This window comes from Oceanobacillus locisalsi (assembly GCF_042675985.1).
Classification (GTDB): Bacteria; Bacillota; Bacilli; order Bacillales; family Amphibacillaceae; genus Oceanobacillus; species Oceanobacillus locisalsi.
Map to the genome: position 1 here is coordinate 1 of NZ_JBHTKK010000013.1, position 15,735 is coordinate 15,735.

Consider the following 15,735-nt stretch of genomic DNA (forward strand, 5'->3'; position numbering starts at 1 on the left):
TTATGTTGTTTTTCACTTAGTTTTATCTCGACAGCTTGCTTAACCATTTCCATTCATCCCCTTGGTTATTTTTTACAAGTCAAGAATAACATGGAAGGGGGAGTGAATTCAGCCGTTCTGCACTAGTTTATTATGTGTTTACCTTATTTTAAATGAAAGAGTAAAAAAATCGGGCTGCGAAATGCCCGATTTTTTTGTGCTTTATAAATAGAAAGGTATATATCATTATTTCATGTAACAGGATTTTTTTACGGCGTCCATATTGGTGACAGGTATTTATTTTTAAAAGTTTATACCATTTTCCTTGTTATATTTTCCTGCAGGGAACAGGTTAACTGGGTATCAATCTGTTTGAGCACATTTGCTATTTCCAGAGCCATATCCATGACAAGAGACAAACGGGTATTTTGTAAAACCGTGTGTTCCATAAAGCCGCTGACGTTTACAACACCGGTCAGATTGATATCGCCTACCTGAGGGAGTTGTTTATTCAATGCCAGGCCGGGTTTTAAAGGTTTATTTTCAGCGATAATACTTCCGACAGAACTGCTTTTGCCCAGGCAAGCATCAATGGCAATCAAATAAGGTTTTTCATACCTTTCATAAATACTTGAAAGTGATTCTTGTAAATTAACAGCATGGACAGGTTGATGTACGGTTCCGAAGATATGCATATTCCGGGGCCGCATTTCTTCCAAATAAGTTCCTGCAAGCGGGCCAAGTGCATCTCCCGTCGATCGGTCGGTTCCGATAAAAACGGCAATATAATTATTTTCCTTTAAAGGAAGCCAGGGGAATACTTGATTAGATAATGTTTTAGCGATGTCTGGTTCCTGATAATTTGCTCGGAATTGGCTGGGTTGGATACGCAGGTAATTTTTTAGATTCATAGCAGTTCCTCCAAAATCATATTGTTACAGTATACGGTAATTTGCGGAGAACTATACGTATGAATTGGAGGAAAAACGATGTGGAAAAGAAGCCTGCAATGGATAACGTTAATCCTGGGTGCGACGATTGGTGCCGGGTATATTTCGGGAAGGGAACTTTGGCAGTTTTTTGGCCATGAAAGTGGACTGGCTATTGTTATATTTGCTTTTCTTTTTTCGGTTTGCTGTTATGTCATCATGTTGATCAGCTATAAAATGAAAAGTGCAAATTATGTACCTGTTTTAGAAGTGATCGCAGGGAAAAAACTGACAAAAGTGTTTGACGGGTTTATTTTATTGTATCTTTTTACGACGACCATGATTATGATTGCCGGAAGCGGCGCAGCTGGACAAGTATTTCATTTGCCATACAGTGTCGGCATAGGAATTACCGGTCTTTTCCTGGTGTTGTTATTTTTAAAGGGAATAAATGGCTTATTAACAATCAATCAATTAATTTTACCAATTTTGATTGGCGGACTATTGTATGTATTAGCAACGTATGTTTCGAATGAAAATTTACAATTATTTGCATATTGGCATGAGCAGCGCAACTGGTTTGCTGCCTTTCCTTTTACTGCGCTGAATATTCTTCCTTTAATCGCTATTTTAGGAGCGATCGGAAATAAAATAAAAGGGAGAGGAGAAATGATTATATCCTGTATCGGGACAGGAGTTGCTTTGGGAATTGTTTCATATATTTATAACAGCAGCCTTATCCAGATTGCAGATGAAATTGTATTATATGAAATTCCTTTATTTGCTATTTTGAAAGATTTTCCTTTTAGTATGATTCTATTTATGTCTATTCTTCTCTGGCTGGCTATCTTTACAACCGCTGCTGCCGGCATGCTGGGAATTGCTACAAGAGTGCAGCCTTTTTTAAAAGAAGAAAAACCCATGTATCTGATTGTGCTTATTATGGTCCTCTTGATGCTTCCATTAACAGGGTTCGGTTTTTCTAATTTAATTAATTTCCTCTATCCATTATACGGCATTCTGAATTTATATATTTTAGCGCGGTTAGTAACCTATCCTTTATGGAAAAGGGCGCAAGAATAACTGCATGGAAAATATACCTTGAAAAAGCTATTTTCTATGAAAATCCTATTAGAGGATGTTCAAAAAGTCGAATAAAAATGACACGGCGAATTTCTGCGTTGACAAGATTTTTTCGATACTCACGTATTATAAACCATACGCTCCATTCGAAAAAATCTCGTCGCCTTGAACTTCTTGGTCCTATTTATCGGACTTTTTGAGAAAGATTAAGAAAGTATACGATTTCCTTTTTAAATTTTTATTCAGGAATAGCCATGTCCAGCTCCAAGCGCCAAAAACTAGGAGCCAACACGTGAGTGCCCTACTATAAAGAAGACTTAGCGATTGGCAAGCCGGCAGGCGCAGACAGAGCTAAAGTCGCACTTATGCCCTGCGGGTGAAAAGAAGACTTGCTGACTGGCAAGCCGGCAGGCGCAGACAGAAGTAAAGTCGCACTTTCATCGACTAAGAACGGTCACGTCCTGTGACCAACGTCGATACTAGGACGTCGTGTCCGTCGTGCCCCGCGGGTGAAAGTCATCATCCGTTTAAGGTGAAGGAAGGCCGACTAATACCAGGCTAAAGCCTAACGTCGGCATACCCCTAAAGGGGCATGATTCCTTTATCTCGTAAGCGATGGAAGTTCGACCAAGGTCGAAGAACCACCCCGAAAGACCGGGGGCGCAGTCTCTACGTTTTTAAACGGGCGCTCCTGTGCTTTTCGTTCACACGCACTATTAGCGAAGATTAGATTATCAAAGTATGTATAAAGCATTTAAAAACTTGCATTAAAAATAGATTTTATGTTTATAATTTTAACAGATTGGGAAATACTTTGATGATATGCTAAAATAGAGCCGTTTGTATGGTAGAGAAGGGAGAAAGGAACACATGAAATTGAGTTTTATAGGTAATCAAATAGACAGACTGTGGAGTTATATAAGTAACCCAGAGTTATGGTTGACGATTCTAGGCGGAGCCGTCCGGATTATTTTGATTGCCCTTATTGCATGGATAGTCGTTCGTATTGCTCGAAAAATAATAGATAGATTATTTGTCCAGCGGCAGAACGGTCCTATACAGATTCCCAAACGCAGAGAAGATACACTGAAGCAATTGGTTAAGAGTGTAGTCGGGTATGTTGTTTATTTTATGGCAATTGTCATGATATTAGAGGTCTTTAACTTTGAAATTGGTCCACTCTTGGCAGGTGCCGGTGTTGCAGGTCTGGCGATTGGTTTTGGTGCACAGAACCTTGTTAGGGATATCCTTACCGGTTTCTTTATTATCTTTGAAGATCAGTTTTCTGTAGGGGATTATGTGTCAGCTTCCGGAATTGAAGGGACCGTGGAAGAAATTGGTCTACGTACTTCCAAAATTCTTTCTTGGACAGGAGAACTGAATATTATACCTAATGGAAATATTGACCAGGTAATTAATTATTCGTCACGGAACGGGCTTTCTGTTGTTGATGTGAATGTGGCATATGAAAGTGATGTAGCAGAAGTTGAGAAAATTATTAATGAAGTAGGAGAAACGCTTCCGGATAAATATGAATTTATCATAGGTGTCCCAGAAATTATCGGTGTACAAAATCTGGATGTTTCCAATTTCGTTGTTCGTGTTATTGCAGAAACAAAACCGGAATTTCAATGGGCAGGCGAACGCAATATTCGCAAAGAAATTCAGGACAGGCTATATAAATCCGGTATTCAAATCCCTTCACCTCGTATTGTTACCTATACAGAGGATCAGGTAGAGAAATTAACCGAGGAACGTCAACGAAATCGCGGTTAAATCCTTTTGAAATTTGTTATAATGAATGTAAGAGAAGCTCCGCGCACTGAATGAAGTGGGTGTCCGGAGTCAGATAGCATTATTTCAAAAAGGAGCAGGAGTTATGGATAAAGAGTTTGGTTTGAATGACGTTGTTCAAATGAAAAAGCCGCATCCATGCGGAGAGAACCGCTGGCAAATTATCCGTATGGGAATGGACATCCGGATTAAATGTCTCGGATGCGGGCACAGTGTGCTTATCCCGAGAAGAGATTTTACAAAGAAAATGAAAAAAATTTTAGAAAAACGGGCAGAATAGTAAAAACGAATTTTATCTGTGAAAAGATAAGACAAAAAGGAATATTCCCTTAGAAGAAAACTCAAAATTGGGTCTGAGAAAGGCTCGGTTTTGAGTTTTCTCATGACTTGTCTTTTTAACAAGGACTATCTATAATTGGAGTTACGAAATGTTCATGAACGAATCCTTAAGGAGTTGAAGAAAGAAATATGGCATTAACAGCAGGAATTGTCGGCCTTCCAAACGTAGGAAAATCTACTTTATTTAATGCAATCACACAGGCTGGAGCAGAAGCGGCAAATTATCCATTTGCTACGATTGATCCGAATGTAGGTATTGTGGAAGTACCGGACGAACGTTTAAATAAACTGACAGAACTTGTAAAACCGAAGAAAACCATCCCGACGGCATTTGAATTTACCGACATTGCGGGAATTGTAAAGGGCGCGAGCAAAGGGGAAGGATTAGGCAATCAATTCTTATCCCATATTAGACAGGTGGATGCCATTTGTCAGGTTGTGCGCTGTTTTGAAGACGGAAATATTACACATGTTTCCGGCAAGGTAAATCCGATTGATGATATTGAAATTATTAATCTGGAGCTGATTTTAGCAGATTTGGAAACCGTTAATAAACGATTGCAGCGGGTTGAAAAAATGGCACGTCAAAAAGACAAGGAAGCATTGGCAGAACAAGAGATATTAAATAAGCTTAAAGAAGGTCTGGAAAATGATGAGCCGGTCCGAGCTATGGAATTTTCGGAAGAACAGGAAAAAATAGTGAAAGGACTGCATCTGTTAACCAGTAAGCCGACATTATATGTGGCTAATGTAAGTGAAGATGACGTAGCAGATCCTTCTTCCAATGCGTATGTTCAAAAGGTAAAGGAACATGCAGCAAATGAAAATGCGGAAGTGATTGTTGTTTGTGCCCGTATTGAAGAAGAAATAGCAGAGTTGGAAACTGAAGAAAAAGAAGCATTTTTAGAAGATTTGGGTATCTCTGAATCAGGTTTGGATCAGTTAATCAAAGCATCCTACAATCTGCTCGGCTTAGCGACGTATTTTACAGCCGGCGAACAGGAAGTGCGTGCATGGACCTTCCGCCAGGGCATTAAAGCTCCTCAGGCAGCAGGAATTATTCATACTGATTTTGAGCGCGGGTTTATACGTGCAGAGACCGTATCATATGATAATTTGGTAGATGCCGGCAATATGGTAACAGCAAAAGAAAGAGGTAAAGTCAGACTGGAAGGAAAAGACTATATTGTGCAAGACGGGGATGTCATTCATTTCCGATTTAATGTATAAAAGTATTCTGGCTGACAGGAAGAGCAGCAAAAGTAAATCAGGTTCTCTCGAAAAGCTTGTCATAACATAAATTATTTGGTATAATACTGCATTGTGAGTAATTATATGATTATTCCTTGCTCTTATATCCTGGATTCATTCGGAATCGAGGAGAACGGAGCCGCTAAGACCAAAAGGAGGTGTTACGGATGAGAAAATACGAAATTATGTACATCATCCGCCCGGATATGGAGGAAGACGCACAAACTGCTTTAATTGAGCGTTTCAACAAAATCCTTACTGATAACGGAGCGGAAATCGAAAAAGTTGATGAAAAAGGCAAGAAACGTCTTGCTTATGAAATCAAAGACTATCGTGATGGATATTATGTTGTTATCAATTTCCAAAGTGATGAAACTGCAATCAATGAGTTTGATCGCCTAGCGAAATTTAACGATGACATCATTCGCCATATGGCTATTCGAGATGAAAAATAATAAGGAGTGGTTCTGATGTTAAATCGTGTCGTGTTGGTTGGCAGATTAACGAGGGATCCTGATTTACGCTATACTCCAAATGGTGTGGCAGTAGCCAATTTTAGTATTGCTGTCAATAGACCTTTTACGAATCAACAGGGAGACCGTGAAGCAGATTTTATTAACTGTGTCGTTTGGCGCAGACCTGCGGAAAACCTGGCAAATTATATGAAAAAGGGCAGTATGATTGGTGTCGATGGACGTGTACAGACACGTAATTTCGAAGGCCAGGATGGCAAACGGGTGTATGTCACAGAAATAGTTGCTGATAGTGTCCAATTCTTGGAAACGAAAGGTTCCCAAGGCGGCGGACAGTTTCAATCTGATGGATACCAGAATAATCAGAACCAATATCAACAAAACCCATTTTCATCAAATCAAAACCAAAACCAAGGGTTTAATCAAAACCAAAATCAGGAAGATCCATTTAAAAACAATGGAGAACCGATTGATATATCAGATGATGATTTACCGTTTTAAATCATTATCATAGGAACCTAAATTTATAAAAAGGAGTGTATTCACATGGCAGCTCGTCGCGGACGCGCAAAGCGTAAAAAAGTGTGTTATTTCACAGCAAATGGAATTACACACATCGATTATAAAGATGTTGATTTGCTGAGACGTTTCGTTTCTGAACGTGGGAAAATTCTTCCTCGTCGTGTAACTGGAACTTCTGCAAAATATCAACGTAAATTAACAGCTGCAATCAAACGTGCTCGTCAAATGGCATTATTGCCATACGTAGCAGATTGATTCATAAAACCCTCAAGTTGGACTAGACTTGGGGGTTTTATTATGTCCTTAAAAACGATAAAAGAGAATTATATAGTTGAATATTTAGAGTAAAGATTGATAATTCCTATTACAAATAGATACAATAATAATTTATTATGATTTTTTTAACAAATCAGTTATTTTATGGAATAAATGAAACCTCTTTGACGCTCCATTCGTAAAAGTAATAGATGGTATAAGAGGGGGCAAAAGAAATGGGAATGGAATTGGGAATCGGCCTGAGTATTGGTGCACTGTTAATTTGGGCTGGCTATATTGTTCGGACAAAACAGGTATTTACCTTTATTGCAGGTTTCAGGGAATCGTGGGAACCCGTTAATAAAGAAAGACTAGGGAACAGAATTGGCACGCTCCTGGTTATCTTAGGTTTTCTTGCTGTGTTAACATCTATTTTCACCATATGGTTCGGAGCTGCAGCTGGAAAAATTTCTGGAATAATCGCTATTATTGATGTCATTTTGGTTATTATTGCAATCGGATTAGACCAAATAGGATATTGAAAGGAGTGTGCGTGTGTGGAAAACTGAAGAATAAAACTAGCCCTGTTATTTACGGTACTAACACAATCGGAATCATTGCTATCATTCCATATGAATTAACTTTAATGAGCGACCAAACTGTACCAGGAGATATACCGACCTCATTAATAGTTATTATAAATTCCGCTGTTCAGGTTTTATATATGTTTGTCATGATATTGGTTGGTTTGAGACTTCAAAATCGCACAGGGTTAAACGCTCCTATATTAAATGGAATGGTTTATCATAAAACACGCGTACATATCTCAAAAAAATGGTTCATCAATGCATTGTTGTAGCGGTAATTGGAAGCCTTATTGTCATTCTTCTTGATGTATTCGTATTTAAGCCTTTGATGGGAACAGCAACAGATCAGCTTGCCTCCCCAAATTGGTGACATGGTTTACTTGCTTCCATATACGGAGGAATTACAGAAGAAATCATGCTGCGATTGTTCGGAATGACACTCATTGTATGGTTACTAGCCTGGATAACCAAAAAACAGAAAGGAGATATTCCTAACAGTTTTTACTATATAGCTATTTTCCTCACAGCTATATTATTCGGATTGGGGCACTTACCGGCCGCAGCACAAGTTTTTGATGGGTTATCTGCAGTTATTGTTATCCGTACATTGGTTTTGAACGGTCTTTTAGGCTTATGGTTCGGTTATTTGTATTGGAAAGAAGGTTTAGAATACACAATCATTGCACATATATCAGCAGATATCTTTCTTCTTGTTTTAATGGTGCCGATACTCTATTAAGCCATAAGAACGATTTTCGAGAAATGTGGCAGAAAACGCATTTTGTTTCATCTTGATCTTCAATCAAAAACCCCTTAAGTTTATGACTGACTTGAGGGGCTCATTATGTGTCTTTGAAACGAAAAAAGTCCTGCAAACACAGTTTAGTATATCTGTGCTTGCAGGACTTTTTAATAAATCTGCCAATCTTTCTTTAGAAATTTACAACACCAATCAGAACGGCAAATAATAATAGAACAACACTGAAACCCCATAACCAGAAGAAAGAGTATTTAATATGTTTCCCCATGTTAGCGGAGGCAAGTCCGACACCTAACCATAATGCTGGAGAGAAAGGACTGACGAATGTACCGATAATATTCCCGATCATCATAGAATGAGCGGTGGATAGGGAAGAGATTCCTTGTGTACTTGCAATCTGATCAACAATAGGTAACAATGCAAAGTAATAAGCATCTGTGCTTGTTAATAAGTCTAATGGAACCCCAATGATTCCCACAATAATATGGATAAACGGAATAACAAAAGATGGCATAATTGCTACTGCCGCTAATGCAATGTGTTCAAGCATACCGGAACCGTTAAGAACGCCAAGAAAGACACCAGCAGACAGAATAACTGCGGCCATCATTAAGGCATTTGGGGCATGTACTTTTACGCGGTTCATTTGATTATCAACGCCACGGTAATTCAATGGGAGAGCAATGGCTGTCCCGATCATAAATGCGTATTGAGGATCCAATAAACCGGCGATCATCGTACCTAAAACCAGTACAGTCAATATAAGGTTTGCTACGTTTCTTCCTTTTATATCTCGCGGCTGTTCTTCGGCAGCGGCCATTTCTTCATGTTGTTTTTGTGTAAAGTTATCTGCAATTGCATGAATATCGATATTTTCCTTTTTAGTAATTTCCCCTGCTGCAGCCTTTTTGTTAATTTTCCTTTTTTCACGGAAACCAAGAAAAGCGGCTAATGTCAAAATAAGTACAACTCCAATTCCTTGTATAGGAATAAGCGGTAAGTAGAAATCAATTAAATCTATATTGATAGCTGTAGAAGCCCGGGCAGCTGGCCCGCCCCACGGAACCATATTAATAATACTGGAGCTCAGAGCTACTATTAACAGCAATAAGTAACGACTCATATGTAATTCCTTATATAGAGGGAGTAACGCAGGGATACAAAGAAGGAATGTTGATGCACCGGCTCCATCCAGTTGTGCCATCATTCCAATGACTGCTGTAGCCATGGTAACAACGATGACATTTCCTTTTGTTATTAAAATCATAAAACGTATAAATGGATTAAATAATCCACTGTCTTGCATAATTCCAAAAAAGATAATGGCAAAAATGAACATGATTACGACACCCATTACCCGGTCGGAACCATCTGCCAGGAATTCAGAAAGATCGCTAAAATTAAATCCTGCTATAAACGCTCCGATGATTGGAATAATTGTCATCCCGACAATAGGACTAATTTTACTCGCTATTAGCAGGCCAACAATTGAAAAAATAATTAAAAGACCGACAATTGTCAGCCCAACTGAAACATCTTCCATAATAAACCCCTTTTCTTTGTAAACGCTTTACAGAATTGTTGAAAAAATCCATATTAATACTATAAAACGTTTACACGTTAATTTCAATCATTTCTTTGTTTGATTTTTCTCATCGGCTTCTTCTCTGAGGGTATAGGAATATCATTCGTATCAACAGAAGTAAAGGATAAATAACAACAATAAATAGATACCAATCTGGAATAGACCAAATAAAGGAAATAAATGTGAATACCAGAAGAGGGACGGTAAAAGAACAAGCTGCTAATTTCCACAATGTACCGTAGTGAAGTTTTCTGTTTGCGAGGTGAACGACTCCTCTGCCTATATAAGCAATGAAGGAAATAACAACTAATAATAACATTGATGAAATAAGATAATAAAACATAAAGAAATAGATAAGCTGGAAAATAATATTCATTTCTCCACCTAAACCTGTCCAGCTTGCCAAACGGGATATCAGTTCAGGTAATGAAAAGACCATGAATAAGATAAAGAGATAAATCATAATTTTATCCATTTCCATACGGTTAATCTGAAACATTGCTTTTTTTTGTGGGAGTAGAAGACTCTCTTTAAGTATTTTGATTAACTGCATTTGATTCATCCTTTGATTTAACCCATTTTTAGTTGGCAATACTCATATTATAAAGGAATAAACGTATTTATGTGTAGGGAAACAGCAAAATTCGACAAATTTCCCGGGAAATAATATAAATATTTGTTCAAAAAATTGTCAAATTGAAACAGTTGAGGAAATATATAATGCCATGATTTACCTGCACAAAAGGTTGGAAAACTTGTTGAATAACTTTTTCCATTTTACTGCGAATGATATGCTGTTTAAATGAGGTTATAAAAAGTATATATATTCGTAAAGAACAAGGTGTGATACAAGCCATTCTATAAAATTCATGTTATTATAGTAGAATATGTGTTGTATTATTTTGTTCTTTTCCTCCTTTGATTTTGGTATAGCGCCAAAATATTCGCAAGAAGGAAAGAAGGAGGTATTTTAATAAATACGTTTCATAAATGATGGATTTTAAAAATATGGATTCATTTTTTATAATAGCGTGTAGAATAGTTTCTATCCCTATTTATTTTTGTTAGAACGAGGTGCATGAAATGAATCAATCCAAAAAAGTAGCAGAAGGAGCAATGATGATTGCCATTTTGATGGTAATGTTAGTGGCGTCTATGCTCCCAGTACTTAGTTTAATTACCATTATTACATTACCTGTTCCTTTTATTTTCTATGTAAAGCGGCATGGAATGAAAGCAGGTCTGATAATGACACTGGCTGTAGCTATTATTTCTACATTACTGATGTCGCTGATTATGCTGCCAATTGTGTTCGTTGCAGCAGCAGGCGGTATATTTGTCGGTTACGCCATGTCGAAAGGAAATACAGCGTATGAAACGCTGGCCCAAGGAACTTTTGGTTTTCTTGTTGGTATGTTATTGGCTTTTGTTTTTAGTCAAACACTGATGGATGTTAATATTGTAACGGAATACAGGAATATGGTAGAAGAATCTGTGAACATGAGTGCATCAATGGTCGAAAGTGTTAACCCTTCTCTGAATGAAGAAGAGTTGGAAGCATTGCAAGAGACGCAGATTAACTTATTTCAGCAGTTAATCCCAACATTTATGGTTGTGCTTGCTCTTATTATAGCTTTTCTTTCTCAATGGATCACTTATAAATTATTGAATCGGATAGAGAAAGAAAAATTCTCTTTTCCGCCGTTTCGTCAATTGCAATTTCCGAGTTCGGTTATCTGGCTTTACCTGTTGGCGTTAATTTTATCGTTGATTGGTTTTGAAGAAGGAAGTACCATGGATTTTGGAGCACAGAATTTATTGATGATTGTTGGAATGGCATTATCACTGCAAGGATTATCTTTTGTTTTTTACTTTTCGTATATCAAAAAAATATCCAAAGCAGTTCCTATTTTAATTGTCGTAGCAACGATTCTTTTTCCAGGATTTCTTCTTTATTTCGTCCGAATCTTAGGTATAATTGATATAGGTTTCCGGTTAAGAGAACGATTAAAGTAAGGAAAGCGATGATTTACATGGCAGCTCGCAGTTTGCAGACCGGGCGCCGGACGCATTAACAAGACAGCCCGGGAATAAATACACGTAGAAAAGACAGAAAGATTGTTGGATTATGAAGGAGCTGAATGCCGTGCCAGATTTACAGAATAGACCAACACTAAGCAAGCATGTATGGATTATTTATATTCTTACTTTTCTATTGCTTTTATTTGTGTGGTACTATCAATGGATAGTTGGCTTGATAATGACAATTGTCTTCGCTGCTTCATTTTATTATAGTGTTCGAACGGAAAGAGTGCTTCTGGATGAGGCGGAAGAATATATATCGACGATTTCCCACCGCGTGAAAAAGGTAGGTTCGGAGGCTTTATTAGAGATGCCTTTCGGGATTATATTGTTCAATGAAAATTATCAAATTGAATGGTCTAACCCGTTTATGAATCAATTTAAACAAAGTAAGGATACAATCATAGGGGAGTCCCTGAATCATCTATCCGAAGATTTAATTCCGATGATTATAGAGAATAGGAACGAGATTTGGGTAGAAATTGAGGATTATACGTTTCTTTGTGTGATTAAAAAAGAAGAAAAACTGCTCTATTTTCTGGATCGAACCGAACACCAGAAGCTAAAGGAACGTTATTACAATGAACAGACGGTACTTGCTATTATCTTTTTAGATAACTATGAAGAAATCACGCAAAATATGGACGATACAGTCAAGAGTCAATTAAATTCGCAAGTAACAGCCATTTTAAACGAATGGTCCAGCCGTTATGGATTGTACTTAAAGCGGACGTCTCAGGAGCGGTTCTTAGCTGTTGGGAATACAGAAATTCTGCAAGAACTGGAAGATGTAAAATTCTCTATTCTGGATGAAGTCCGGGAGATGGGAGGTTCCGAGAGCAATCCGGTGACGTTAAGTATCGGTGTTGGTGTTGGAAACATGGCACTGCCTGAGATGGGTGAAGTAGCACAGTCCAGTCTGGATTTAGCTTTAGGCCGCGGTGGTGACCAGGTTGCCATCAAGGATGAGGATGGTAAAGTACGTTTCTATGGCGGAAAAACCAATCCAATGGAAAAACGTACCCGAGTAAGAGCGCGCGTTATTTCCCATGCATTGAAAGAGCTTGTCCGCGCCAGTGATAATGTTATCATTATGGGGCATAAATCGCCGGATATGGATTCGATTGGTGCAGCTATCGGTGTTTTAAATATTGCGAAGACCAATCATGTCCCAGGTTATGTAGTCGTTGATAAGAATGACTTGGAAACAGGTGTTTCCAAACTGATGGAACATATTCGACATGATGATGAACTTTGGGAACAATTTATCAGCCCGGAAGAAGCTGAAGAGCTGATGACAGGCCGGCAAAGTTTACTTATTGTTGTTGATACGCATAAACCGAATATGGTAGCTGCAGGAAATTTATTAAATTATACGGATTATAAAATTGTTATTGACCATCATCGTCGGGCAGAAGATTTTATTGATAATCCGACACTGGTGTATATGGAGCCTTATGCGTCCTCAACAGCAGAACTTGTTACAGAGCTGCTGGAGTATCAGCCTAAGGGAACCAAACTTAAAGTATTGGAAGCAACAGCACTGTTGGCCGGTATTATCGTGGATACGAAAAGTTTTACACTGCGTACAGGTTCCAGAACGTTTGATGCTGCTTCTTATCTCCGGTCTCAAGGAGCAGATACGGTATTGGTTCAGCGTCTCTTGAAAGAAGACCTGGATGTATTTGTCCAGCGCAGTCATATTATAGAGAGAACGCAAATATATAATGATTATATTGCAATAGCGACAGCACCAAGCGGTAAAAACTATAGCCCGGTATTGATTGCGAAAACAGCGGATACGTTACTGTCCATGGAGAACGTTTCTGCATCCTTTGTTATCTCGGAACGATCGGATGGCAGAGTTGGAGTCAGTGCAAGATCACTGGGTGACGTTAATGTACAGGTGATCATGGAAGAGATGAATGGCGGCGGCCATTTAACCAATGCAGCTACGCAAATTGAGGGTAAAACCATTGATGAAGTAAAAGAAATGCTTGTTGAAATTATTGATCAGCTGGAGTATAAAAAAAGGAGAGATTCGGAATGAAAGTTATTTTCTTAAAAGACGTTAAGGGGAAAGCAAAAAAAGGCGAAGTAAAAAACGTTTCTGACGGCTATGCCCGCAATTACTTGTTAAAAAATAATCTGGCAGAAGAAGCTACTTCTGGAAATCTGAAAGCACTCGATGCGAAACAGAAAAAACAAGATAGAAAAGAAATAGAAGAAAAAGAAAACGCGATTCAACTAAAAAATACATTAGCTGATATAACCGTTGAACTGGAAGCAAAATCTGGAGATAAGGGTCGCTTATTCGGTTCCATTACAAATAAACAGATTTCAGAAGCACTAAGCAAACAGTATGGTTATAAAATTGATAAGCGGAAGATAGAATTAGATGAGCCAATCCGTGAATTAGGTTATACGGATGTACCGGTTAAATTGCATCCGGAAGTAACCGGTTCTATTAAGGTTCATGTGGCAGAAAAATAAGCAGGATAACAAAGTGATATAAAGGGAAAGCAAAGAAAAAAAGAAATTGGCATCATACAAGTGCGCCGGTTTCTTTTTTTCGCACCGAGGGCGTCAGCTGGAAAGATTCTAAGAAAGTAAAAGCAGCCCTCGGAAATAATGCCCTTTCATCAATGCAAGTTTAACGAATGACGCATATTATAAGAATATGGAGGAGAGGGAATGAGTGCAGCTTTGAATGATCGTACGCCGCCGCATAATTTAGAAGCAGAGCAATCGGTTTTAGGCGCTGTCTTTTTAGAGCCGTCAGCATTTGTGCAGGCTTCGGAAATATTGATTCCGGAAGATTTTTACCGCGCAGCGCATCAGCTTATTTTTACGGCGATGATGACCTTGTCTGAACGGACCGAACCAATTGATGTTGTAACGGTCACCACGTTTTTAAATGACAGGAAACAGCTGGAAGAGGTTGGCGGTGTATCTTACTTAACAGAGCTGGCGGAGAGTGTGCCTACTGCTGCAAATGTCGAATATTACAGCAAAATTGTAGAAGAAAAATCGACACTTCGCAGTTTAATCCGGAAAGCGACAGATATTGTCACCGCGTCTTTCGAAAAGGAAGATGAAGTGGAAGATGTGTTAAATGATGCAGAAAAAAGCATCTTGGAAGTTTCTGGTCGTAAAAACTCCGGCGCGTTCAAAAATATAAAAGATGTCTTGATTGATGTGTATGATAATATTGAACAGCTCCATCAACAGACGGGTGATGTAACCGGTGTGCCGACCGGATTCATGGATTTAGACCGCATTACATCAGGATTTCAGCGAAATGATTTAATCATTATCGCCGCACGCCCTTCAGTAGGAAAAACCGCTTTTGCATTAAATGTGGCTCAGAACGTTGCCGTTAAAACAGGTGAAAATGTAGCTATCTTCAGTCTGGAGATGGGTGCAGATCAGCTAGTGCAGCGTATGCTTTGTGCTGAGGGCAACATTGATGCACAACGGCTGCGAAATGGGCAGCTTCAGGCAGATGATTGGAGTAAATTAACGATGTCGATGGGTTCCTTGTCGAATGCTGGCATTTACATTGATGATACACCAGGCGTTCGTGTTAATGAAATTCGCTCGAAGTGCCGGCGTCTGAAACAGGAGCATGGACTGGGCATGATTCTGATTGATTATCTGCAGCTGATTCAGGGAAGCGGCAGTTCGAAGGAAAACCGTCAGCAAGAGGTTTCCGAGATTTCCCGTGCGTTAAAAGCATTAGCCCGTGAGTTGGAAGTGCCGCTGATTGCTTTATCTCAGTTGTCCCGCGGTGTGGAATCAAGACAGGATAAACGGCCAATGATGTCCGATATCCGTGAATCAGGAAGTATTGAGCAAGACGCGGATATTGTCGGTTTCTTATATCGTGATGACTATTACGATCAAGAGACAGAAAAAGACAATATTATTGAGATTATTATCGCAAAACAGCGTAATGGACCAACGGGTACGGTAGAGTTAGCTTTTGTCAAAGAATATAATAAATTTGTTGATTTAGATCATCGTTACGGGGAAGGGGATATTCCGCCGGCTCCGGCGATGTAATCTGAAAGAAGCTATTTTGCAAAAAAGGAGG

Annotated in this window: 16 protein-coding genes; 13 read left to right on the forward strand and 3 right to left on the reverse strand. The window is 38.7% G+C overall.

The window, feature by feature from the left end:
- Positions 1-290 precede the first annotated feature (290 nt).
- Positions 291-890 carry a spore protease YyaC gene (yyaC, locus tag ACFQ19_RS11270; RefSeq protein ID WP_379592184.1) on the reverse strand — a complete coding sequence of 200 codons (600 nt, stop codon included), beginning with the start codon at positions 888-890 and terminating at the stop codon, positions 291-293.
- Between the two features lie 78 nt (positions 891-968).
- On the opposite strand from yyaC, the gene ACFQ19_RS11275 reads away from it, so the two are divergent.
- The 9 genes from ACFQ19_RS11275 to ACFQ19_RS11315 all read left to right on the forward strand — a co-directional run bounded on the left by ACFQ19_RS11275 (position 969) and on the right by ACFQ19_RS11315 (position 7,951).
- Positions 969-1,991 carry a YkvI family membrane protein gene (locus ACFQ19_RS11275; RefSeq protein WP_379592185.1) on the forward strand — a complete coding sequence of 341 codons (1,023 nt, stop codon included), beginning with the start codon at positions 969-971 and terminating at the stop codon, positions 1,989-1,991.
- 870 nt (positions 1,992-2,861) lie between these two features.
- Positions 2,862-3,767, forward strand: a complete 906-nt coding sequence (locus ACFQ19_RS11280) for a mechanosensitive ion channel family protein (protein ID WP_379592186.1) — start codon at positions 2,862-2,864, stop codon at positions 3,765-3,767.
- 103 nt (positions 3,768-3,870) lie between these two features.
- On the forward strand, positions 3,871-4,065 hold the full coding sequence (locus ACFQ19_RS11285; protein ID WP_379592187.1) for a DUF951 domain-containing protein: 195 nt from the start codon (positions 3,871-3,873) through the stop codon (positions 4,063-4,065).
- 188 nt (positions 4,066-4,253) lie between these two features.
- Positions 4,254-5,354 carry a redox-regulated ATPase YchF gene (gene ychF, locus ACFQ19_RS11290; RefSeq protein ID WP_379592188.1) on the forward strand — a complete coding sequence of 367 codons (1,101 nt, stop codon included), beginning with the start codon at positions 4,254-4,256 and terminating at the stop codon, positions 5,352-5,354.
- Between the two features lie 188 nt (positions 5,355-5,542).
- Entirely contained in the window at positions 5,543-5,830 is a 288-nt protein-coding gene (rpsF, locus tag ACFQ19_RS11295) for a 30S ribosomal protein S6 (protein ID WP_379592189.1), read from the forward strand.
- A gap of 15 nt (positions 5,831-5,845) precedes the next feature.
- Positions 5,846-6,349 carry a single-stranded DNA-binding protein gene (ssb, locus tag ACFQ19_RS11300; RefSeq protein WP_379592190.1) on the forward strand — a complete coding sequence of 168 codons (504 nt, stop codon included), beginning with the start codon at positions 5,846-5,848 and terminating at the stop codon, positions 6,347-6,349.
- 45 nt (positions 6,350-6,394) lie between these two features.
- On the forward strand, positions 6,395-6,625 hold the full coding sequence (gene rpsR, locus ACFQ19_RS11305) for a 30S ribosomal protein S18 (protein WP_379592191.1): 231 nt from the start codon (positions 6,395-6,397) through the stop codon (positions 6,623-6,625).
- Positions 6,626-6,861: 236 nt separating this feature from the next.
- Positions 6,862-7,167 carry a DUF3784 domain-containing protein gene (locus ACFQ19_RS11310; RefSeq protein ID WP_379592192.1) on the forward strand — a complete coding sequence of 102 codons (306 nt, stop codon included), beginning with the start codon at positions 6,862-6,864 and terminating at the stop codon, positions 7,165-7,167.
- 433 nt (positions 7,168-7,600) lie between these two features.
- The gene (locus tag ACFQ19_RS11315; RefSeq protein WP_379592326.1) at positions 7,601-7,951 is read left to right on the forward strand and encodes a CPBP family glutamic-type intramembrane protease; all 351 of its coding nucleotides are present in this window, start codon (positions 7,601-7,603) and stop codon (positions 7,949-7,951) included.
- 193 nt (positions 7,952-8,144) lie between these two features.
- Here ACFQ19_RS11315 and ACFQ19_RS11320 read toward each other — a convergent pair whose 3' ends face one another.
- Both ACFQ19_RS11320 and ACFQ19_RS11325 read right to left on the reverse strand, forming a co-directional pair.
- A complete protein-coding gene (locus ACFQ19_RS11320; protein ID WP_379592193.1) occupies positions 8,145-9,515 on the reverse strand; it encodes a CitMHS family transporter in 1,371 nt (456 codons plus the stop codon).
- A 109-nt stretch (positions 9,516-9,624) separates the two neighbouring features.
- The gene (locus ACFQ19_RS11325) at positions 9,625-10,110 is read right to left on the reverse strand and encodes a DUF1189 family protein (protein ID WP_379592194.1); all 486 of its coding nucleotides are present in this window, start codon (positions 10,108-10,110) and stop codon (positions 9,625-9,627) included.
- A gap of 530 nt (positions 10,111-10,640) precedes the next feature.
- On the opposite strand from ACFQ19_RS11325, the gene ACFQ19_RS11330 reads away from it, so the two are divergent.
- The 4 genes from ACFQ19_RS11330 (at position 10,641) to dnaB (ending at position 15,704) form a co-directional block, all read left to right on the forward strand.
- A complete protein-coding gene (locus tag ACFQ19_RS11330; RefSeq protein WP_379592195.1) occupies positions 10,641-11,573 on the forward strand; it encodes a YybS family protein in 933 nt (310 codons plus the stop codon).
- Between the two features lie 130 nt (positions 11,574-11,703).
- Positions 11,704-13,689, forward strand: coding sequence for a DHH family phosphoesterase (locus tag ACFQ19_RS11335; protein ID WP_379592196.1), 1,986 nt, complete (start codon positions 11,704-11,706; stop codon positions 13,687-13,689).
- Entirely contained in the window at positions 13,686-14,132 is a 447-nt protein-coding gene (gene rplI / locus ACFQ19_RS11340) for a 50S ribosomal protein L9 (RefSeq protein ID WP_379592197.1), read from the forward strand. The genes ACFQ19_RS11335 and rplI overlap by 4 nt, the downstream gene beginning before the upstream one ends.
- A 201-nt stretch (positions 14,133-14,333) precedes the next feature.
- The gene (dnaB, locus tag ACFQ19_RS11345) at positions 14,334-15,704 is read left to right on the forward strand and encodes a replicative DNA helicase (protein WP_379592198.1); all 1,371 of its coding nucleotides are present in this window, start codon (positions 14,334-14,336) and stop codon (positions 15,702-15,704) included.
- Positions 15,705-15,735: the final 31 nt, after the last annotated feature.